Annotated in this window: 17 protein-coding genes and 1 pseudogene; 4 read left to right on the top strand and 14 right to left on the bottom strand. The window is 47.5% G+C overall.

Annotated features, from left to right (window positions below; translation table 11 throughout):
* Nucleotides 1-58: 58 nt before the first annotated feature.
* From proX to A9B99_RS20650, 8 genes are all read right to left on the bottom strand, one after another.
* Nucleotides 59-1,054 carry a glycine betaine/L-proline ABC transporter substrate-binding protein ProX gene (proX, locus tag A9B99_RS20685; protein ID WP_064600864.1) on the bottom strand — a complete coding sequence of 332 codons (996 nt, stop codon included), beginning with the start codon at nt 1,052-1,054 and terminating at the stop codon, nt 59-61.
* 139 nt (nt 1,055-1,193) lie between these two features.
* Entirely contained in the window at nt 1,194-2,285 is a 1,092-nt protein-coding gene (gene proW, locus A9B99_RS20680; protein ID WP_064600862.1) for a glycine betaine/L-proline ABC transporter permease ProW, read from the bottom strand.
* Nucleotides 2,278-3,480, bottom strand: coding sequence for a glycine betaine/L-proline ABC transporter ATP-binding protein ProV (gene proV, locus A9B99_RS20675; protein ID WP_064600860.1), 1,203 nt, complete (start codon nt 3,478-3,480; stop codon nt 2,278-2,280). Before proV ends, proW begins: the two co-directional genes overlap by 8 nt.
* Nucleotides 3,481-3,991: 511 nt before the next feature.
* Nucleotides 3,992-4,954 carry a class 1b ribonucleoside-diphosphate reductase subunit beta gene (gene nrdF / locus A9B99_RS20670; protein WP_064600858.1) on the bottom strand — a complete coding sequence of 321 codons (963 nt, stop codon included), beginning with the start codon at nt 4,952-4,954 and terminating at the stop codon, nt 3,992-3,994.
* Nucleotides 4,955-4,963: 9 nt separating this feature from the next.
* The gene (nrdE, locus tag A9B99_RS20665) at nt 4,964-7,045 is read right to left on the bottom strand and encodes a class 1b ribonucleoside-diphosphate reductase subunit alpha (protein ID WP_231889227.1); all 2,082 of its coding nucleotides are present in this window, start codon (nt 7,043-7,045) and stop codon (nt 4,964-4,966) included.
* 50 nt (nt 7,046-7,095) lie between these two features.
* On the bottom strand, nt 7,096-7,497 hold the full coding sequence (gene nrdI / locus A9B99_RS20660) for a class Ib ribonucleoside-diphosphate reductase assembly flavoprotein NrdI (protein ID WP_064600856.1): 402 nt from the start codon (nt 7,495-7,497) through the stop codon (nt 7,096-7,098).
* On the bottom strand, nt 7,494-7,736 hold the full coding sequence (gene nrdH / locus A9B99_RS20655; protein WP_064600855.1) for a glutaredoxin-like protein NrdH: 243 nt from the start codon (nt 7,734-7,736) through the stop codon (nt 7,494-7,496). Before nrdH ends, nrdI begins: the two co-directional genes overlap by 4 nt.
* A gap of 211 nt (nt 7,737-7,947) precedes the next feature.
* Nucleotides 7,948-8,277 carry a glycine zipper domain-containing protein gene (locus tag A9B99_RS20650; RefSeq protein ID WP_231889223.1) on the bottom strand — a complete coding sequence of 110 codons (330 nt, stop codon included), beginning with the start codon at nt 8,275-8,277 and terminating at the stop codon, nt 7,948-7,950.
* Between the two features lie 163 nt (nt 8,278-8,440).
* On the opposite strand from A9B99_RS20650, the gene A9B99_RS20645 reads away from it, so the two are divergent.
* Complete coding sequence (locus A9B99_RS20645) at nt 8,441-8,785, top strand: DUF2002 family protein (protein ID WP_064600854.1); 345 nt, start codon at nt 8,441-8,443, stop codon at nt 8,783-8,785.
* A 164-nt stretch (nt 8,786-8,949) separates the two neighbouring features.
* On the opposite strand, the gene A9B99_RS20640 is transcribed toward A9B99_RS20645, so the two are convergent.
* Nucleotides 8,950-9,423: an L-alanine exporter AlaE gene (locus A9B99_RS20640; protein ID WP_064600853.1), complete on the bottom strand. Its 474-nt coding sequence runs from the start codon at nt 9,421-9,423 to the stop codon at nt 8,950-8,952.
* A gap of 767 nt (nt 9,424-10,190) precedes the next feature.
* Between A9B99_RS20640 and A9B99_RS20635 the strand changes: the two genes are divergently transcribed.
* The gene (locus tag A9B99_RS20635; protein ID WP_064600852.1) at nt 10,191-10,589 is read left to right on the top strand and encodes an H-NS family histone-like protein; all 399 of its coding nucleotides are present in this window, start codon (nt 10,191-10,193) and stop codon (nt 10,587-10,589) included.
* A 336-nt stretch (nt 10,590-10,925) separates the two neighbouring features.
* On the opposite strand, the gene A9B99_RS23970 is transcribed toward A9B99_RS20635, so the two are convergent.
* Both A9B99_RS23970 and A9B99_RS20630 read right to left on the bottom strand, forming a co-directional pair.
* The gene (locus A9B99_RS23970) at nt 10,926-11,189 is read right to left on the bottom strand and encodes a hypothetical protein (RefSeq protein ID WP_156519114.1); all 264 of its coding nucleotides are present in this window, start codon (nt 11,187-11,189) and stop codon (nt 10,926-10,928) included.
* Nucleotides 11,190-11,586: 397 nt separating this feature from the next.
* Complete coding sequence (locus A9B99_RS20630) at nt 11,587-13,194, bottom strand: sensor domain-containing diguanylate cyclase (protein WP_197499301.1); 1,608 nt, start codon at nt 13,192-13,194, stop codon at nt 11,587-11,589.
* 844 nt (nt 13,195-14,038) lie between these two features.
* Here A9B99_RS20630 and bamA point away from each other — a divergent pair.
* Together bamA and A9B99_RS20620 are read left to right on the top strand one after the other, a co-directional pair.
* Nucleotides 14,039-16,462 carry an outer membrane protein assembly factor BamA gene (gene bamA, locus A9B99_RS20625; RefSeq protein WP_064601018.1) on the top strand — a complete coding sequence of 808 codons (2,424 nt, stop codon included), beginning with the start codon at nt 14,039-14,041 and terminating at the stop codon, nt 16,460-16,462.
* A gap of 40 nt (nt 16,463-16,502) precedes the next feature.
* Nucleotides 16,503-16,772: a hypothetical protein gene (locus A9B99_RS20620; RefSeq protein WP_064600850.1), complete on the top strand. Its 270-nt coding sequence runs from the start codon at nt 16,503-16,505 to the stop codon at nt 16,770-16,772.
* Nucleotides 16,773-16,775: 3 nt separating this feature from the next.
* Here A9B99_RS20620 and A9B99_RS20615 read toward each other — a convergent pair whose 3' ends face one another.
* The 3 genes and pseudogenes from A9B99_RS20615 to A9B99_RS24545 all read right to left on the bottom strand — a co-directional run.
* Nucleotides 16,776-17,741 (bottom strand): diguanylate cyclase domain-containing protein, encoded by a 966-nt coding sequence (locus tag A9B99_RS20615; RefSeq protein ID WP_064600849.1) that lies wholly within the window; start codon nt 17,739-17,741, stop codon nt 16,776-16,778.
* Nucleotides 17,731-21,432, bottom strand: coding sequence for a PAS domain S-box protein (locus tag A9B99_RS20610; RefSeq protein ID WP_414855560.1), 3,702 nt, complete (start codon nt 21,430-21,432; stop codon nt 17,731-17,733). The genes A9B99_RS20615 and A9B99_RS20610 overlap by 11 nt, the downstream gene beginning before the upstream one ends.
* A pseudogene (locus tag A9B99_RS24545) lies at nt 21,412-21,990 on the bottom strand (CHASE domain-containing protein); the annotation flags it as partial. The gene A9B99_RS20610 and the pseudogene A9B99_RS24545, both read right to left, overlap by 21 nt.
* Between the last annotated feature and the right edge of the window lie 64 nt (nt 21,991-22,054).

The raw sequence follows: 22,054 nt of genomic DNA, 5'->3' as shown, positions 1-22,054 counted from the left end.
CATGAGGTTTGTCATCAGACTCAACCTCCCGTGAAGGGAGGTTCTGAGTGGCGGCGTTTTACTTTGCGGCAGCCAGTGAGGCTTTGATCCAGCCATTGAATTCAGACTGGTGAGCTTTAATCCAGCCATCAACATGGCCATTAATATCTGCTTCGGAAGAGTGGCCTTCATGCATCATGGCATTCTCAGCATTGATATCGGCAATAGGCAGTTTCATCAGAGAGAACAGTTTTGCCGCTGCCGGGTTTTTCTCAGCCCAGGCTTTGTTGGCAACAATGTACATGTTGTTAACCGGGAAGCCATAGTTCGCGCCGTTGGGAAGTTTGGTATCTACACCTTTCTGTGCGCCAGGCAGTGAAGAGAACGGTACCTGTAGCCAGACAACGTCTTTGCCTGGCACCAGCACGTCACTTACCCAATAAGGTGTCCAGGTGTAGTACAGAATCGGTTTGCCTTCTTTATAACGGGTAATGGTGTCCGCAATCATTGCAGCGTAGTTACCCTGATTATGTACTACGGTATTGGTCAAATCATAAGCTTTGAGCTGGTGGTTAATTACCGCTTCACAACCCCAGCCAGGCGTACAGCCCGTCAGGTCTGCTTTACCATCTCCATTGCTGTCGAACAGTTTCGCCAGTTTTGGGTCTTTCAACTGTGCAATATTAGTGATGTGGTATTTCTCAGCCGTTTTTTTGTCAATCAGGTAACCCTGAGCGGCACCGGTTACATAAGTCCCTTTGCGGTAGAATTTTTTATCGCCGCCTGCTGCGTTATACATGTCATCATGCAGGGGCTTCCAGTTCACCGCCATGAATGTGGCATCGCCGTTGGCAATAGAGGTATAACCCACGTTGTAGTCAACTTCGCTGGGCTTGTCTACGGTGTAACCCAGTTTCTCCAGTGCGCGGCTTACCAGCAATGTCTGGAAGCTTTCTTCAGAGATAGTGCTTTGAACCGGTTTAACGGTGATGCCTTTACCCGGTAAATCCGCCGCAAAGGTGCTGGTGGAAACGAGTGTGGCAAAGGCTGTGGCTAAAAGAACAGAATGTCGCATCGTTATTCCTTTTTTGTCATGAGAGACCGAAAACCAATAAGCTGGTTGGTTCGATGATGTGTTGAGCCTGGAATAACATGTTTATCCAGGTACTGATGCAGTCTCAGGCAGCCAGAGCTGCCCGGACTTGTTGTGCGTGTTACTTCTTGATGAATGGGCGGGCCAGAAGACCCACCGGGCCAGTGGTATACCAGCGGCGGTTACCCCGGCTGCGAGCATCGCGGCCAACTGACTGCGTTAAGCGGTCAAGGATGATGGCGAGAATAACGATACCCACACCACCAACCGTCGCCAGACCCATGTCGAGGCGGCCAATGCCACGCAGAACCATTTGCCCCAGACCACCTACAGCAATCATTGATGCAATGACCACCATCGACAACGCCAGCATCAGTGTCTGGTTCACACCAGCCATAATGGTGGGCATAGCCAGTGGTAACTGCACTTTGAACAGCATCTGACGCGGGCTGGAACCAAAGGAGCGGGCAGCTTCAATCAGGTCTGCCGGAACCTGGTTAATTCCCAGAATTGTCAGGCGCACAATCGGCGGCAGTGCAAAGATAATGGTGACGACGACGCCAGGTACATTACCGATACCAAACAACATAACGATAGGCACCAGGTAAACAAACGCCGGAGTGGTTTGCATAGCATCCAGTATTGGACGGACAACTTTTGCCGCTCTCTGGCTACGAGCCAGCCAAATTCCCATTGGCAGGCCTATTACCACACAGAACAATAATGCGGTAAGCACCAGTGCAAGTGTCACCATTGCCTGAGACCATGCCCCGATGGCACCGATGAAAACCAGCGAAATCATAGTGGCGATACCCATGCCCAGGTTTGACATCTGCCAGGCAATTAAGGCAAATATCAGAATTGCCACTGGCGCTGGCATACCTGTCAGTAAATGCTGGAAAGCGCTCAGAATATAATCAATCGGAACACGGATGCCCTGGAATACCGGGCGGAAATGAAACACAACCCAGTCAATAGCATGAGTGACCCAGCTATCGAGTGGGATCAGCGTCTTATGGAACGGGTCCATAAAGTTAAAATGTTCGGGTTTGGGGGCTGGCGCGTTGTTTAACCAGTCAGCCGCACCACTGGAACCTCCTGATGAAGCTGGTGTGCCCCATGCATCCGCTGAAGATGCTGCATTACTTGCGGCACTACTTGCGGCATCAGTGGTTGCGCCACTGGCATCCCATGGATTTGCTGCGTTACTCATTGGTTGCTCCCTCCCGGTCTAAGGCTTTCAGCAGTGTCCCTTTAGAGATAATGCCGAGATAGTGTTGGTTGTCGTCGATAACAGGAATCGCACAAGGTGCAAGGCCCACGGTAGAGAGCAGCTCATTAAGAGGCGTTTCTCCTGGTACAGATGTGGGTGATTCCAGTAAGGCGGCATCCAGCCCCTGGCCTTCAGACAGCGCTTTTTTCAGAGAGTCAATTGATACGATACCGACAAATTTTTGCCCACGTTCAATCACGTAGCCATATTCGCGGTCTTCATCCTGTAGCAGTTTAATTGCTGAGCGGGGCCCAAAACCGGGCGTTTTACGAATCAGACCAACTGGTGAACGGCGCGCAATATCTTTAGCGCTGAACACATGGCTGATATCCACACCACGGAAGAAGGTGCGCACATAATCGTTTGCCGGGTTATTGAGGATCTCATCAGGCGTGCCGACCTGCACGACTTCACCATTTTGCATAATGGCAATACGGTCGCCGATGCGCATCGCTTCATCGAGGTCATGGGAGATAAACACCACAGTACGTTGGTGTTTGGCCTGGAGCTTAACCAGTTCATCCTGCATTTCAGTACGAATTAATGGGTCGAGCGCGGAAAACGCTTCATCCATCAACAGAATATCCGGGTTAATTGCCAGAGCCCGAGCCAGACCAACACGCTGACGCATACCACCCGATAATTCATCCGGGTAGCTGTGTGCGTAGTTTTCCAGCCCAACCTGCCGAAGCGCATCAAGCGCTTTCTCTTCGCGCTCAGCAACTGGTGTTCCCGACAGCTCCATACCAAAAGCGGTATTTTCCAGTACATTCATGTGCGGCATCAGCGCGAAGGACTGAAAGACCATCGCAATTTTCTTTCTGCGCACTTCACGCAATTCTGCGTCTGAAACCTGGGCAATGTCAGTGCCATCGATCAATACCTGACCGCGGGTGGGTTCAATCAGACGATTGAGAAGGCGGACTAATGTGGATTTACCCGAGCCGGATAAGCCCATAACAACAAATATTTCGCCTTCTTCAATGGCCAGACTGGCATCTTTAACGCCGAGTGAGAGACCGGTTTTGGCAAGAATTTCTTCTTTTGATAAACCGCGCTCTATATATTTGAAAGCCCTGTTAGGGTGCTCGCCAAATATTTTATAAAGGTTCTTAACTTCTAATTTAATTGCCATGTAATAATGGTTTTCCTGTTATTGTTTAAATGCTATAGATGTCCTGGTGAAAATATTAGTTGCCTATACCCTAACATACTCAGGATTTGAGACAACCCTTAATTCCCTTATGAAAGTGTGATCCATGGCTGAATATTTTTCCACAAACCCCGTGATATAAGGGCTGAGGACGTAGCGCGGCTGCTGCCAATTTTCTGCAAGATCTGTGCTGTCAGTATATACAATGTTCAGGTTTTAGGCGGATATTGCCAGAGAACTGCATGATTCAGTTCGTAAAATGAGGTGACTATAGTAGAAACATATTCAGGTGTGTAATACAGCTGTAATAGTAAATATTTGTTAACCTGAGTATGTAATATTTTACCCGTAACCTGGTACGAATGTACCCAATAAAAGCTGCAATATTACGCTGGATGGGAGGTAGTTCTTCCACCTGCCTGTATTCAGGTATAGTGCACACCTGGTGACTTGTGGCCGGGTAAGCCTGACACTTTTCCCGGCAATATGTTAATTAAAAGTTCCAGTCTTCATCTTCGGTTTGCTGGCTTTTCCCAATGACATAAGAAGATCCGGCACCCGAAAAGAAATCATGGTTTTCATCTGCGGCAGGCGACAGTGCCGACAAAATTACTGGGTTGACGTCACACATTGATGCAGGAAACAGTGCCTGATAGCCCAGATTCATCAGGGCCTTATTGGCGTTATAACAAAGAAAAGCAGTAACCTCATCCACCAGCCCAGACTGCTGATACAAACTTTGTGTATAAGAAACCTCATTATCATATAAGTCCATAATCAAGTCTGCTGCTTCGTTTTCAAGTTCTTGCTGCCTCTGGTGATTCAGTGGTGCCACCATCTGCTGATATTTATAACCAATGTAATATCCGTGTACGGCTTCATCACGAATAATAAGGCGAATAAGATCTGCCGTGTTAGTTAATTTCCCCCGGGCAGACCAGAATATAGGTAAATAAAATCCCGAGTAAAATAAAAATGATTCCAGACAAACACTGGCAATTTTCTTACGATATGGGCACTCCCCGCGATAATACTTAAGTATTAACTCAACCTTATGTTGCAGCCAGGGGTTCTCTTCACTCCACTGGTATGCCGCATCCACTTCCTGCATTGAGCACAGGGTAGAAAAAACAGCGCTGTAGGAGCGGGCGTGTACTGCTTCCATAAAACTGATATTGGAGAGTACCGCTTCTTCATGAGGCGTCAGGGCATCGGGCATCAGGCTGGGGGCTCCCACCGTGTTTTGCACGGTATCAAGCAGTGTTAATCCGGTAAAGACACGAATGGTCAATATTTGTTCTTCATGGCTCAGCGTCTGCCACGATGGTAAATCATTGGCTAACGGTATTTTTTCCGGTAACCAGAAATTAGTTGTCAGGCGGTTCCAGATTTCCAGGTCTTTGGTGTCAATTAACCGGTTCCAGTTAATTGCACTAACAGGGCGTTGTGGATTCATGGTTTTTCCTTACAGCGTACAGGAGACACAGCCGTCGATTGCTGTTCCGGCTAATGCCTGTTGGCGCAGGCGAATGTAATAGAGGGTTTTGATCCCTTTTTGCCAGGCATAAATTTGCGCTTTGTTGATATCACGGGTGGTTGCGGTATCCGGGAAAAAGAGCGTCAGCGATAATCCCTGGTCGACGTGTTGTGTGGCTGCTGCGTAGGTATCAATTATTTTTTCCGGACCAATTTGCCAGGCGTCCTGATAAAGATGCATATTGCTCTGGTTGATAAACGGTGCCGGGTAATAGACCCGGCCGGTTTTCCCTTCCTTGCGTATTTCAACAGGGGCAATGACCGGGTGAATACTGGATGTGGCGTGGTTGATATAGGAGATAGACCCAGTGGGTGGGACAGCCTGCAAATTCTGGTTATATAACCCATCGCGCATAATGTCGTCACGCAACTGGCACCACATTGACTGGTCGGGGATGCAAATATTCGCACGGTCAAACAATTGCTGTACCCGGGCTGTTTCTGGATGCCACAACTTGCTGGTGTAACGTTGGAAATATTCACCGCTTGCGTATTGAGACTGTTCAAACCCGGCAAAACGCTGGTTTCGTTCGCGGGCGAGCCGGTTGGACGCACGCAACGCATACCATGCAATGCTGTAAAAATAGATATTGGTGAAATCAATGGCTTCTGGCGAGCCATAGGCAATTCCTTCACGAGCCAGGAAACCATGCAGGTTCATTTGCCCCAACCCAATTGCATGAGCCGATGCGTTTCCTGCCATTACCGAGGGTACACACTCAATAACGCTTAAATCTGAAACTGCGCTCAGTGCCCGGACGGCTGTTTCAACAGTTTGGGCAAAATCGGGGGAATCCATTGTGTGCGCAATATTAAGCGACCCAAGATTGCAGGAGATATCTTTACCGGTGTGCAGGTAATCCAGGTTTTCTGCCAGCACAGAGGGTTGGTTAACCTGCAATATTTCAGAACACAGGTTGCTCATGTTGATATAACCCGCAATCGGGTTGGCCCGATTAACGGTGTCTTCAAACATGATGTAGGGATAACCCGATTCAAACTGTACTTCAGCAAGAGTACGGAAAAAATCACGAGCCCGAACCCAGTGTTTGCGAATGCGTGTGTCGGCTACCAGTGAATCATAGTGCTGGCTGATACTGATATCGCAAAACGCCTTTCCGGTTATCCGCTCAACATCGTAGGGTGAAAACAGTGCCATTTGCGCATCTTCTTTGGCTAACCGAAAAGTGATATCCGGGATAACCACGCCCAGAGACAGGGTTTTGATACGCAGCTTTTCATCTGCGTTTTCTCTTTTGGTATCCAGGAAGCGTAAAACATCGGGATGGTGCGCATGTAACCATACCGCTCCGGCACCTTGCCTGGCGCCCAGTTGGTTGGCATAACTGAATGCATCTTCCAGCATTTTCATCACAGGTATGACCCCGGAAGACTGGTTCTCAATCTTTTTTATTGGTGCGCCTGCTTCACGTAATGCAGACAATACAAAGGCCACGCCACCCCCACGTTTGGATAACTGCAACGCGTGAGTAACGGCCCGTCCAATGGATTCCATATTGTCTTCGATGCGTAACAAGAAACAGGAAACCAGTTCACCACGCTGCTGTTTGCCAGCATTAAGGAATGTTGGCGTGGCAGGCTGGAAGCGGCCTGTGAGGATCTCGGCAAGTATCTGTGTGGCAAAACGAGCGTCGCCCCGGGCCAGGGTCAGTGCGACCATGCAGGCTCGTTGGGGAAAATCTTCCAGATACTGTGAGCCATCAAAGCTTTTCAGGGCATAGCTGTTATAAAACTTCCACGCGCCAAGAAAGGTCGCAAACTGGTATCCGCTCTGGTCGGCAGCAGCAAAGAGGGTGACAAGTTCTTCCTGGGTATATTGTGCCAGCATCTCACCATCGTAATACCCCTCATCAACCAGTGTTTTTAGCCGAACTGCATGGCTCGCGAAAGTGCGTCTGGCAGGCGCAATGTGCTGGTGCAAATATGCTTCCACTGCTGCTTTGTCTTTATCCAGTTGTAATTGTCCCGCGCTGTTATACATATTCAGCATGGCATTAAGCGCGTGGTAATCCTGGTCACGGGATGCTGCTGTGGTTGCAGTTATCGTTGCTGTAGCCAAAATTGTTTTACTCCCTTTCTCACGTTTTCGACGTCTTCAGGTGTTCCGAGTAATTCGAATCGATACAGGCAGGGCACCTGGCATTTCTCAGCGATTACCTTGCCGGCAAGACAGAATCCGGCACCAAAACTTCGGTTGCCAGAAGCGATTACTCCCTTGAGCAAATGCCGGTTTTCTGGTTGGTTCAGAAACCGAATCACCGGGGCTGGAACCGCTCCGTTAGTCCCGCCTCCGCCATAAGTGGGCACAATCAAAATAAAAGGCTCGCGGACATAGAGTATTGGATGTGGCGGTGTGGTGATACGCAGTGCGGGTATTGCAAGGCGTTCGACAAACCGCCGTGTATTTCCCGATGAACTGGAGTAATACACCAGATTACTCATGTGCCAGTCCCCGGCTGTGAATGCAGGCGATTAATCATATCCGGGCGAAAGCCGCTCCAGCGCAAGGTATCGGTAATGACAACCGGTAACTGGAGAAAGCCCTGGCTTTTTAACCAGCCAGTGCATTCAGGGTGGGTATCGATATCAATCAGAGTAAAGGGTATTGCACGTTGTGCCAGCATGCGTTTGGTGGCATGGCAGTGTACACAGTTTTCTTTTGTGTAAATACTAATGCTCATGATTCGTATTCTCATATGTGGAGTTAAAAAAACACCCTTACGCACAGCGGTGGGTGAGCTCTTGTGTTTCTGATACTAGATGTAGTTACTATTTTTATCAACCATACAATATATGGTGCTTAGGCAGGGCGTGAATGATCCGGGTGTTTGTGCAGTAGCCACTGGTGGAACAGAGGACAACCCGGCGTAGTTGCCGGGTTGTGTGAAGGCTTTATTTTCGTGTCAGCAGTGCGCCGACAATCACCCCCGCAGCTGCGCCCAGGCCAATACTGTGCCATGGCTTGTTGTGCACCCATTCATCCGTATGATGAGCGGCATCGCGCGTGGCTTGTTGCAGGCGGTTATGCCCATTAAGGCGGGCGCGCGTTTCACTGAGTAAACGTGTAGCATGGTGCTTAATGCTGTCACGCTCTTCTTTTGCATCACTGTCCCAGGCGTCCAGCACTTTTTCCAGCGTACTGGCGATATTTGTTATTTCATCCTGCATTGCCTGGTTTTCTGGTGCGTTTTGAAGTGTCTTCTGTTTGGTATTTCTAAGCACAGGACCTCCTTTTTTAAGTGATTCAGATAACAGTGTAGACGCCAGAATGCCGTTTTTCTGGCAGAAACTGCGGTAAAAGGCGGTTTCTGGACTATTCTGAAAGCATCTCCTTGTAGCCATGCGGTATGGTTGCGAAGCTGTTACGAGAGGATGAGGAAGCACAATGTATTTACGACCCGATGAGGTGGCACGCGTTCTGGAGAAAGCTGGTTTTATCATGGACAGCATGGAGCGGGGGGCATATGGATACCGCCGTGGAGAGAATTATGTTTATGTAAACCGGGAAGCGAGGATGGGTCGCACTGCACTGGTTATTCACCCGGCAATGAAAGAGCGCAGTCACACACTGGCGGAACCTGCATCAGATATAAAAACCAGCGAATTGTATAAACATTTCCCGTTGTGGCTGGGTGGAGATGCGCAAACACATTATGGCATTCCCCATGGTTTTAGCTCACGCATTGCCCTGGAACGTTATTTAGTTGGCTTGTTTGGCCAGGCGGAATAAAACAAATTTTTTCTTGTGAAGGGTAATACCAGGTAAGTATTTATTCAGTAAATACACTCTGGTATTAGTCTGTTACCAGCAACGGGCAGTTATTTCCGCCCGTGCTGTTAGCTTGCAGGTGCACAGAGCCTGCTGGTTGTTTGCTGCGGATTGTCCTGTCTGCTTTACTGTACTGCGTTTGAAATTTCAGCGTGAGCGGGTTGCTGTGTATCAACCACACGGAATAACCGGCGACAGAAATCGAGAAAGTAACCATAAGCCGCACCCATCATCATAGATACGACCATATTTGAACTCACCGCTGCCACAATCTGATGCCAGTCAGCGCCAACAGTAAACAGGATGGCAGCATAAACCGGTGACTGGAATGTCACATAGGCAAACATATCCGCCAGGTTCTTTATTTTTTTACCACCGCCCGCTCTGCGCGCATAACCCATTATTTTGTCGCGATAGAGCCCGTATGGCCAGGCAATAACCATGTTAACCGGAATGGCCACCAGGCGTGATGACAGAGACTGACGGAAATCCATCCCGGAGATAAATATTTCAATCATCATGCCAACAACAGAGCAATACACCACCATTGCAAAGGTGTCTGCAACCGCGTGACGCAGGCGTGAATGTGGCGAGAACATGTTACTGGTTCCTTGTTAAATCTGGCTATAAGTGCTGACTGATTGTTTGTTTATGGTTTATGCGTTTGGTTTTTACTGGCATGACCAGATTATATGACTGCATTGAAAACGGCAATTAGCGTAAAATTTTTATTTTAGTGCGGTTTGTCCATAAAATTCGCTACAGTAATGATTTTTGAGCGGGTTATGTCATTAAACTCCAGGTTTGATGATATTTTTGTTATTTATCAATAAATTGAATGATGGGCTTTATGGAGGGGTAATGAAACGGTACAACATATTTTTACTGGATCCAGTGTGAAATGCTTTCTGTTTGGTTGTTTTTTAACATTTGTTTTTTTATTTCTTGTTTTTCAATGTTTTTTGGTTTTTTATTCTGATGGTTATGATGAATAACTATTCTTAAAAATGACTGGTTATGCAATGCTGTTACTGAACTGACTACAAACCGGGATAAAAATAAGAGAAGCGTGTCGGACAAAAATATGCATCAGCATTTGGCTTATTGCGATGAACTCGTTACTACCATCACTGTAATCTGAACTGGATATGGACTGTCTATTTTTTTGATCTGTAGCCCGGATATGGGGTATGTATTTTTCTTAAAAAACAAGATTAATCCTTCTGTTTATTGGTGGTTTAGTATTGCTGTGTTTTATAATTATGTTGACTTGAGTTAGTGTTATTTTTATGTGGTCTTGAAATGTATTAGTTTTAATGTTTAAAATAACGCTTCTATTTATTTGAGTAAAAGGTGGCTAATTATAATGACTGTTGAGTTGCAAAAATTAAATAACATCCGCACATTGCGTGCCATGGCTCGCGATTTCTCCACTGACGTGCTTGAAGATATTCTGGAAAAAGTCAGGATCGTCACTGAAGAAAAGCGTGAAGAACAACAGGCTCAGGCTGAGGTTCTGGCTGAAAGAGAAGAGAAAATTAATCTTATTCTGAGCCTGATGGAAGAGGATGGCCTGGATCCCTCATTATTAATGGAAGCGACAGGTGGTAAAGGTTCAGGAACAAAACGTGCCGCCCGCCCTGCTAAATACCGCTTCACTGATACCAATGGTGAAGTAAAAACCTGGACCGGTCAGGGGCGTACTCCAAAACCTATTGCACAGGCGCTGGAACAGGGTAAATCATTAGAAGATTTCTTAATCTGACAGCCTGACGATATTCCTCCTGGTGAGACTGCGCAGCGGTCTCATGTACAATCATGTTTTACGGTTTGTGGTAAAAGAAAAGTCAGAAGAAATCATCTTTATGGCTAAAGATTTTTCTCGGCGGACAGATGCGGATTGTTTGTGAGAAAAATGCTGATGCAGACTGTTATTGCAGGATATTGTTATCAGTTCTGTTATATCTTCCAGAAAGTATGAATGGTCTGGATTAAGCCACAAGCGAAAAAAGTAAAACAGATTTGCAGTGGGAATATTTCGGGTCAGTAACGAATCCACAAGGGTGGCAAAACAATGTGTGTTCACCACCCTTGTGGATAATCAGGATGCTGCATCTTCACTCGTGTAGTCATAACTCACCAGTCGCCAGTTAGCCGACTGTCCATGATGCCAGGGCATCATTGCCCCTTTCTGAATACCCACAATGGCACTGGCTGTGATGTTAGTCATTTGCCACATCCCTGTCTGTGGACACCAGTTTCCACTGCTACGTTCTATACCCAGAGGTTGTCTTGCTGATGTGTCGCTGGCAAGGTTGTTGCCTGTCGCGAGAAAACCAGATTGTACGCTGTCTATTCTCATCATTAACCATCCTGACATCATTACCGGTCAGCCGTATAAAACGAATGACCTGTGTGATAATTTGACTTAAAGTGTCCGGATAAAGCTATTTGCTAAAAATATCCTATACATCAGCTTAAAGAGAATACTGCAGGCTTCGCATTAAACTGAAGGCTCCAGGTGAAGTTTCAATATAGCAAAGACATAATAAATAACACCAGTATTATTGCTTAATTTACTTTAAGTCGCTGTGAATATATAACAGATATAATTGCTGTTTTACTTTGGTTCATGATTTGTTTTTTATTGTGTCGTTGTTTCGTGATTCAGTTTATTCTAATAAAGTATTAGCTCCTTGAAATTGCATTGCTTTAAATTAAATTATCCGTTAAGTATGAGGGTATATATCAATCTGATGCTGTCAGATTTTAGATGTTGCTTTCCCCACTACAACTTCTTGTGGTGGTTGAACCAACAAGTTCCCTTGTGGGTAACGGCGCAATTGCCCATTATGATTGGTCACCACACAATTGCGGCCAGCTTCCTTGGCCGCATACAGTGCAATATCAGCCAGTTTAATGGCCTGATCAACCTGTTCGCTGGACATTTCCGTCATACCGCAAACACCAACCGAAACGGTGAATACAGGAATACCTTCATCGTGGTAGCCAGAAACACCAAAGCGAATACGCTCGGCAATGGTTACCCCGGTATCAAACGGGCAGCCGGGTAAAACAACAACAAACTCTTCTCCGCCAAAACGGCTAATAATATCGCTACTGCGGCAAAGACTTTTGAGACGTTTTGCCAGCGTGACTAATGTTCGGTCGCCAATATCATGCCCATATTTATCATTGATATGTTTAAAATTATCAATATCAAGCATGATGATAATATTATTGTTGGTCGATAAGTCACGCATTTTTTCAACTAATCCACGGCGGTTGTATAGCGCGGTGAGTTGGTCCGTCATGGCATCATTGTTTAAACGGGATACGGTGTATTGCATCGCCCGCAAACTTTTATAAACTGCTTTGCGTAATATTTTTGCTTCATAGTACCAGACGTTGATATTGAGAATGTTTTTGAGTTTTTCATCGGCGGGAAATTTTTCTGTTACCCGTGCAAGGCGAGTGAGTGGTGTTGATATGCGTGAGGCAAGATAGCCTGCAGTTAAGGCAATCAACACAATTACCGGGAATATCACCCCGGCAGACAGACTGATAGACGATGCCATCATTGCTTTGACTGCTGTCTGGCGTGAATAAATGACCACTTTCCATCCCGTGGAATTAACGGTTGAATAACTGATAAGCGCGGTCTGGTGGTGGATTTCCCCTTCAAATGATCCGGAAGCACTTTTTAGCAGGCGTTCAGATAAACTGGGTTCATCGAACAGAGCCGATGTATCTCCCGGGGTACGGCTGCTGTCGTAGATAACAGCTCCTGATGGTGTTTCAATGCGAACCTGGTTGCCCTGGGTGTAGTGATAGCTTTTCAGCAACCGGTTCAGTTCACTGTCTTTGTGTAAATAAATTACGCCAGCGAGGTAACCAACAGGCTGCCCTTGCGGAGAGCTGAGCGGATAGCTGAGCAGAACAACAAAATTATTCGCGGTTGAAATATACGGCAGGCTAATTTGTGGCTTGCGGCTTTGCAGTGCACTCAGGCTGCCCGGTGAATTGAGCGGTTTATGGCTATCCCCAGGCATTGCGGGGAAAATGGCATCAATGACATTGTGTTCATTGACGACAGCAACCCGGTTGAAAAGTTGTGATTGCTGGTACAGCCGCCGGGCTTCCTGGGCCAGATTTACCCGCTGGGTTGCATCCGGTACATTCTGTACGCTCCAGGCCAGTGCATGTTGTGCCTGAAGGAAATAATGGTTAATACTTTCAGCAAGTTTTTGTGATGACTGGGTGTTATCTGACAGGATAGTGCGGCGTAAATCATCACTCTGGAACCGGTAAACAAGGACAAGCAATATCACTGCCGTTGCCAGCACGCTGCCAACAGACAAAGCTATCATGAGATTTCTTAAATTAACCAGTTTATATGACACCATAGTTAACGTTTCTTATGTGTTGCCATTGAGACCGGGGTTCTGGAAACGCGTTACGCTCCCATTAACGTTTTCGGCACTGCGAGTTGTTTCTTGAGTGAAAAAGCATCAAAAAGTGCTATTGATTTGATTTTGAGTCATAAATCGTGAATCCGCAACTGCGCTTCATCTCAGGCAAAAAAAAGCCCACCAGGCGGTGGGCAAAGTCAACTTATTGGTTAGGAATGAAAATGCCAGAATAAATAACTTACCTCCCTGTGCTGTTCAATGGTTTAAAGCCAAACCTGGGAGGCTGGCGTTAACCAGGAAAAAGCAAGTTAATTTACTCTGGTGAAATGAATCATAATGAGGAATAGTGATGAGAAAACGGAGAAAATATGAATATGCTTTGTGGTGTTATATATTTAATCTAAGTGTATTCTTTTAAACCCTGTCGCCTTTTGTACAACAGTTCAATACCTGCCAGCGATATCATTTCATTTTAAAACTCGGCTGGTAAATTAGCACAGGTGATAAAAATTATTCTGGCATCATGATAAGTAAGATGATTAATGACTATTCATTTCACAGGGGGCGTTAAGACAAATCTGTATGATGAAAGTTCACTGATGTTTGATAAAATATTTTTTTATTTTAGATTATGTGAGAACTATTATTTCATTCATTTTTTCTTCATTGTTTCACCATTTTTCCTCGCTACTTTTCGGCTTCATGAAACTGTCAGCACTTCCTCACTTGCTACCAAAAATAACTTAGCTGGCAGGTGGATTTGCTGTGTACAGAAAACCCATTGCTGGATAGTGAAGAGATTATGCAAATTAGGCATTACTTGCTTGTGAGTTTATTGCTGCCGACAGTGACTGTCTGGGCGACAGAAGGCACCATCGTGAACAATATTCAGTTCACAGGATTACAGCGAGTAACGCCCGGAGCTGCATTACTGAGTATGCCAGTTCATCAGGGAGATGATGTCAGCAATCAGGACATTAGTAATGCGATTCGCGCGCTCTATGCTACCGGTTATTTTGAAGATGTAGCCATCTCCCGCGATGGCTCTACCTTGTTGGTGCAGGTGAAAGAGAAACCGACCATTGCCAGCATCAGTTTTGCCGGGAACAAGTCGGTTAAAGATGATCTGTTGAAACAAAATTTGGATGCATCGGGCATTACCGTTGGCAGTGCGCTTGACCGCAATACGCTCTCTGAAATGGAGCAGGCATTGCAGTCGTTTTACTACAGTGTGGGTAAATACAGCGCAACAGTAAAAGCGGTGGTTACGCCGTTGCCCCGTAACCGGGTTGATTTGAAATTTGTGTTTCAGGAAGGGGTGTCAGCAAAAATAATCCAGATAAACCTGATTGGTAACCACGCTTTTAGTACGCAAACGTTACTGGATAATTTCCAACTGCGGGACGATGTTCCCTGGTGGAACGTGCTGGCAGATCAGAAATACCAGAAAGAAAAATTGGCAGGCGATTTAGAAACATTGCGTAGCTATTACCTCGACCGCGGTTACGCACGCTTTGCCATAGACAGCACCCAGGTCAGTATGACCCCGGATAAAAAATCACTCTATATCACCATTAACCTGCGTGAAGGTGCCCGTTACCAGATTGACAGCACCCTGGTGACAGGCAATCTGGCCGGGCACAGCAACGAGATAGAGAAGCTGGCCACCTTTCCCAAAGGTTCTTTATACAGTGGCGCGAAGATTACCCAGGCAGAAGAAGCCATTAAAAAACTGCTGGGAAAATATGGCTATGCTTCCCCGGTTGTCCGAACCCAGCCTGAGATTGACGACACCACTCACCGGGTTGTTCTGCATATGCAAGTGGATGCCGGGCGGCGATTTACTGTGCGCCGTATCATTTTCAAAGGAAATGACATCACCCGTGATTCGGTGCTGCGTTGGGAAATGCGGCAAATGGAAGGTGGGTGGCTGAACAGCGAAAGTGTGGAACAGGGAAAAGCGCGGCTTGACCGGACGGGTTTCTTCGAGAAAGTCGATACTGAAACTCGCCCGGTTCCCGGCACGGCCGATCAGGTTGACGTTATCTACACCGTGAAAGAACGTAATACAGGATCTTTTAATGTGGGACTGGGCTATGGCACAGACAGCGGTGTGAGTTACCAACTGGGTGTCACCCAGGATAACTGGTTGGGAACAGGTAACACAGTGAGTTTTAGTGGCACACGCAACAGTTACCAGTCTTATGTCGAACTGTCTGCTACTGACCCTTATTTTACCCCGGATGGGGTGAGCCTTGGCGGGAAGATTTTTTATAACAGCTATGATGCCTCTGATTCTGATGAAGCCAGTTATAACCTGCAAAGTTACGGTTTAGGTGGCAACCTGGGCTTTCCCATCAGTGAGAATAACCGCCTGAACCTGGGGCTGGATTATGTTCATAACCGTTTAACCAACATGGATCCGGAACTGACCATCTGGAATTACCTCAGTTCGCAAAATATTAACCCGAAGGTGGTGACAAAAGACGGCGACAGTGGAGCAAGTTATAGCGGCAATGATTACTTTGCCAGCCTGGGCTGGCAATACAATGACCTGAACCGGGGCTATTTCCCGCAGTCGGGTAATAAAACCAGCCTGACCGGTAAAGTGACAGTACCGGGTTCTGATAACAGTTATTACAAACTGTCTTTTGATACCACTCAGTATGTCCCGTTATCCGCCAGTAAAACCTGGGTGTGGATGGAGCGGCTGCGGGCGGGTTACGCGGCGGGCCTGAATGGGCATGTTGTGCCGTTCTATGACAATTTCTATGCGGGTGGTTCGTCTTCTGTACGCGGGTTTTCTTCCAACACGATTGGGCCAAAGGCGGCTTATTACCAGTGTAATGGTACCGAAAGTAGCTACAGTGCGTGCCCGCTTGATTCTTCATCAGATGCCGTGGGCGGCAATGCCATGGCAGTACTGAACACGGAATTGATTGTACCGACGCCATTTGTGAATGACCGTTACGCGGATTCCCTGCGTACCTCGCTATTTGTTGATGCGGGTTCGGTATGGAGTACCACCTGGAAAAATACCGCACAAACCGAAAGTGCCGGGATCCCGGATTACAGCGACCCGGGTGATATCCGTGTTTCTGCCGGGGTGGCGTTGCAATGGATGTCTCCGCTCGGGCCTCTGGTGTTTTCTTATGCCGAGCCGGTGAAAAAATACAGTGGCGATAAATCAGAGCAGTTCCAGTTTAACATCGGAAAAACCTGGTAATGATAACGGGGGATACGTGATGAATGATGAGGAGAGTGTGATGACACGTTATGAGCAACTGTACGCGTTTTTACGGGAACATCCTGCTTCTGATGCCCAGACGATTAACCGCGCACTGGGCACATCCGGAAAAGTTATTTATTACGAGATAAAAAAAGGGATGCGGTCGGGAGAGATTCAGGCACGGAAAATTGCCGGACGCTACCGTTATTCAACCCGGGCAGGGGCCTGCTTCGGTTGCGCTAACCCACTGACGGCACTTTTCAACCGCTATCTGATGACGGCGCGGCGCAATAGTAAAGCAGCATAAAATTCAGACCTCTGAAACGGTATCCGGTTTATCACCAGGCCAGGTTGTGATGCGGTTGCGCCCATCACTTTTGCTTTGGTACAGCGCCTGGTCTGAGTGATTAAGCAAGTCTTCTTCGCCTTTCTCTTGTTCCGGGATGGTGCAGGCAATACCAATACTGATGGTAACGAACGGACTGACTCGTGATGTGGCATGAGGAATTTGGAGTGCTTTTATTGCGTTCAGTATGGCGCTGGCGCGTTCTTGTGCTCCCGCGAGATCTGTCAAAGGCAGCAGGCAAGTAAACTCTTCGCCACCATAACGGAATACCATATCCATCGGGCGGCGCAGTGTACCTTTCAGTGCGACGGCAATAGCCCGCAGGCAATCGTCGCCTTTCTGATGCCCATAGTTATCGTTAAAGCGTTTAAAAAAATCCACATCCAGCATGATAATTGCGAGAGGTCGCTGCTCGCGGCGGCATAACAGCCAGTGTTGTTTTAACATTTCATCAAACCGCCGGCGATTATACAGACCAGTTAACCCATCGAGCCAGGCGACTTCACGCATATTATCCATGTACAACTTGAGCATAAGTTGTGTCATAACCCGGGCGCGAACAATCGCCGGGTTAATTGGTTTGGCAATAAAATCGACCGCGCCAATTTCAAAACCGTATGCTTCCACATTGGCCTCAGTTTCGGCGGTGACAAAAATAATCGGGATCCATTCTGTGATGGGATCATTCTTCAGCTTCCGGCAAACTTCATAGCCATCAATATCCGGCATCACGATATCCAGCAGGATCAGATCAGGCTTCTGTTTCAGTGCCAGATGCAGTGCTTTCTCACCACTGGTAGCGACAATAATATCCAGTTCACCGTGGAATACGGCACTCAGAGTATGAATATTGACGGGTTGATCATCGACTATCAGAATGCGAGGTTTATAGCAACGAATGGCATATTCGTCCAGAACCTTATTCCACATGGGCCTGCTCCTGTATCTTTATTAAGAGGTACTTCGCCTGTTCAAAATCCAGTGCATCTGTGGCCTGTATCAGTTGGTTAAGCTCAGTACTTAAAATAGATTGCCCTGCCAGCGCATGGCGCAATAACTTCGCCAATTCCAGAGCTTCCATATTGCTGTTATCAAGGTGGCGGTGTAACGACTGAATAATCCCCGCAACAGGTGGAACAGGTTCTGTACCGCTGTGGCTGGTTTCTTCTTGTGCAATAAGCGCAGTAATTTGCTCCATTAGTGTGGCATATTCACTTTGTGCACGTTTTTCAATTTCATCAGGCAGAGAAGCAAACAGGCTGGCTTTCCCGGTATCGTCAGCGGTTTTCAGCGCGGCTTCCTGCCCGGCAAGCCAGGCCCACAGCTTATCCAGACCGGCGGAACCGCTGGTCCCTTTCAGGGTATGTATTACCACCATTGCAGCAGGCCAGTTTTCCGCCTGACATGCACGGCGTAGCTCGTTCTGTAATGAAATAAACGATGGCATAAAGGCATTGAGTAATGTTTGATACATGCCGGTATTTCCACCTGTACGTTGCAAAAAGCCAGGAAGGTTGTCGGATAAAGGTGAGGGCAACGTGTTATTGCGCCCTAATACCCGGGAAAGCGTGGCGATGACGTTATTAAAATCCAGAGGTTTGCCAATATGGTCATTCATCCCGGCATCAAGACAGTTTTGCCGGTCGGATGCACTGACATTGGCGGTCATTGCGATAATCGGTAAGTTTGCAAAACGCGGGTTGGCTCGAATACGCCGGGTGGCTTCCAGGCCATCAATGTCGGGCATTTGGACATCCATCAGCACCACATCAAACCTTTTTCTGCCGGACAGCACTGCACGAACACCGTCTTCCCCACCACTGGCGATATGCGTGTGCGCACCTTCACTGGTTAAAAATTCACTGATAACCATTTGGTTAAACGGGTTATCTTCCACAACCAGAATATTTACGCCAGTAAGACGGTGTTGCTGGGGCTGTAGGGTGGTGTCTGCATGCGCTCTGCCAACATTCATCGCATTGAACAGCTGTTCTGGCGTTAGTGGTTTGGTCAGCACGTTATCCAGCATCGGGAAGTTATGGGTATCGGGCAAATCGGCATGGTTAGCCGCACTGACCAGAATGAGTGCAGGAACTTTGGGCAGGTTCATTTGGTAGCGAATATGTTCCGCTAAAGCCAGCCCATCCATTTCCGGCATAATCCAGTCCAGTAACACGGTATCGAAGGGATGTCCTTCCTGAGCTGCTCTGGCAATAAGTTGTATTGCATCATCCGGATTGTTGGTACTGATTGTCGAAACCTTCATCGTCGTTAACTGGTGTTCCAGAAGTGCCCTGGCGACCGGGTTATCATCGACAACCAGCACTCTGGGAGCTGGCGATGGGAAAGTAAGTGGATGCCATTTTGTCTTATCTGCGCGCGGCAGTGTCAGGCTGAATGAAAAGTCACTGCCTTTGCCCTCGGTGCTCTGTACGGACAGTTCGCCCCCCATCTGTTCGACCAGCCGGCGGCTGATTACCAGACCCAATCCGGTACCACCATAGCGGCGGGATGTGGACGCTTCCGCCTGAGTAAATACATCAAAAATACGTCCCAGATGGTTCTCACTAATCCCAATACCCGTATCTGACACGTTGAACTGCAGTGTGACGTTGTGGCGGGTCAGTGACAGCAGACGGGTTTTCACCACCACTTCACCTTGCTCAGTAAATTTGATGGCATTACTGACCAGATTGATCAGCACTTGTTGCAGACGCATTTCATCGCCAGTCAGGTCTGGGGGTAATTGATTATCGAGGTCGAAAAGTAACTCAATGGACTTGTTATTGAGGTTACCTGACATCACGATAGCCAGGTGCTCCATCATTTTGTTGAGGTTAAAGGGCTGGTTATCCAGTTCCAGCTTGCCGGCATCAATTTTTGAATAGTCGAGAATATCGTTCAGTAAACCCAACAGGGACTTTGCAGCAATATGTGCCTTCTCTGCAAAATCATGCTGGCGTGGCGCCAGTTGGGTTTTAAGTAACAGTTGCAGCATACCCAGCACAGCATTCATGGGGGTGCGTATTTCATGGCTCATATTTGCAAGGAACAACGATTTAGCGGCATTCGCAGCATCGGCCTGTTCTTTGGCTTCAATCAGCTTGCCACGTAACATATGTTCTTCTGTCACATCAAGGTTTATCCCTGTCACCCGGGTCGCCTTACCGTTTGTGTCACGTTCAATGTATGCGCCTGCCTGCAGGTAGCGCACTTCACCATCTTGTTGAACCACGCGAAATGAAGGGGTGTATTCCCGGTTCAAATTAACGGCATCATGTAATTGCCGGATAGCCAGAGCCCGGTCATCCGGGTGAATACGGGATTCCCAGTGGTGAAGTGATAACCCATTACCTTCCAGTGAAGGTGGCAGGTCGTAAAAACTGTACATCAGGTCGTTCCATTCCAGCGAGTTATCCGCCAGATTCCAGCGCCAGATCCCAAGCCCTGCGGTTTTTGAGGCAGTCAGTAACGTTTGGGTTGTGCTCAGAAGTTGATCCCTTGCGGCTTCAAGTGCCTGTTGCGCCTGGCGCTGCTGGGTAATATCCATTGAAATACCCAGGTAACCTGTGGGGTTCCCATCCGCATCGCGCATCATGGTGACAACTTGCCTTACGGGAAAGTGGCTGCCATCTTTACGCACATAGGTCCATTCGCGTTGCTCTGAGCGCCCCTGGCGGGCGTGCCAGACAAAAACATCAAATCCGCGGACGGGTATGCTGGCCTCTGCGCTGAGTTGTTGACTGTAGTGTTCAACTTCTTCCGGTACATGAATAATTTCCGGCGTAACTTTACCAACAACATCTGCTTCGCTGTAACCCAGCATACGTTCAGCGCCTTTGTTAAACAGTTGGATGGTGCCGTTTAAATCAGTTGCGATAATAGTAAATTCATAGGTGGCAGACATAACTGTACTGAGCAGGGTATTCAGCCCGGCCAGTTCAGCTGTGCGCTCACGTACCTGTTGTTCCAGGTTTTGATTCAGTTCACGAATGCGTGTTTCATTCTCTTTTTGTTGCGAGATATCGCGCACTGTGGTCGAAGCACCAATAACGGTGCCGCCAGCATCCAGAATAGGAGACACCGTAGCGGATACCTGAAGTTCACTACCGTCTTTACGCCGCCGAACTGTTTCCAGATGATTAATAGTTTCTTTATTGACAACCCGTTTCAGGGTTATTACTTCTTCATCCTGCAGGCGTATGGGCACGATTAAGTCTGCAAGGTAATGCCCCCGCGCTTCTTTCCGGGTATAGCCAAACATGTGCTCCGCCCCGGTATTCCAACTGATTATTTTACCTGTGATATCTTTGCCAATAATCGCATCGGCAGAGCTTTCCACTATCATGGTCAGCTTGCTTTGCTCAACAGATAACCGCCTGCGGTCATTGGCGCGTGAAACCGCAATGTTGATTAGTAGCGCCAGAATCGCTGAAAAAAGGATGCCAACAACACTGGTTCCAGGTATGGAAAAAAGATTCAGCCCATTGAGCCAGGCTGGGGTTGCTGAAAGGCTAAATCGCCATGTGCGCCCCAGAATAGCATTCTCCTGATGCCAGGAATATAAACCGGTCTCAGTGCTGCTGCGGTAGAAGGTTTCAGGGTTTCCCGGGTCAGTCACATCACTTAATGTAAGAATCAGGTTGGGGTCGTGAAAGCGCTGCGACTGCATAATGTCGGTAATGTTTAAGGGAGCGAATGCCCAGCCGAAACACTGAATAACTCGCTCATTTTCAGTTTTCGGAATTGTCGCGTGCTGGTAGATAGGGAGTAAAATAAGAAAGGCGTTATGTTTTGTATCATTGGAAAATTGCAACGCCAGAGGCTGAGTAATGGTGGCGTTACCTGTTCTCATGGCTTTAATTGCTGCTTCCCTGCGTTGTGTTTCTGACGCAATATCCAGCCCAATTGCTTTGGCATTGGTGCTGATATTTTGCGGTTCTAAATACTCAATAACAAAGTGCTCACCTTGCCAGGGCGCAATATACTTCACGGAAAAATCAGGCCAGTTTTCCCGCCGTTCTTCTGCGACAAAATCAGAGAGTGCTGCATGGGGAACCCGGCGTACAAAGCCAAACCCACGCGCTCCGGGGAAGTTTTTTCCCAGATCCAGTGTTTTTGTAAAAACATAAAACCCCGAGTTTTCAACATCTTTCCTGCCTCCACTGAGCACCGCCATGCGCGCTTCAAATAAACCGTATTGGTAACGGCTCATGGAGGCAATGACTGCGCTAAACTCGGGT

This window comes from Mangrovibacter phragmitis, from assembly GCF_001655675.1.
GTDB lineage: Bacteria > Pseudomonadota > Gammaproteobacteria > Enterobacterales > Enterobacteriaceae > Mangrovibacter > Mangrovibacter phragmitis.
The sequence above is the reverse complement of the archived record's forward strand: the minus strand, read 5'-3'. Positions and strand labels throughout refer to the sequence as shown.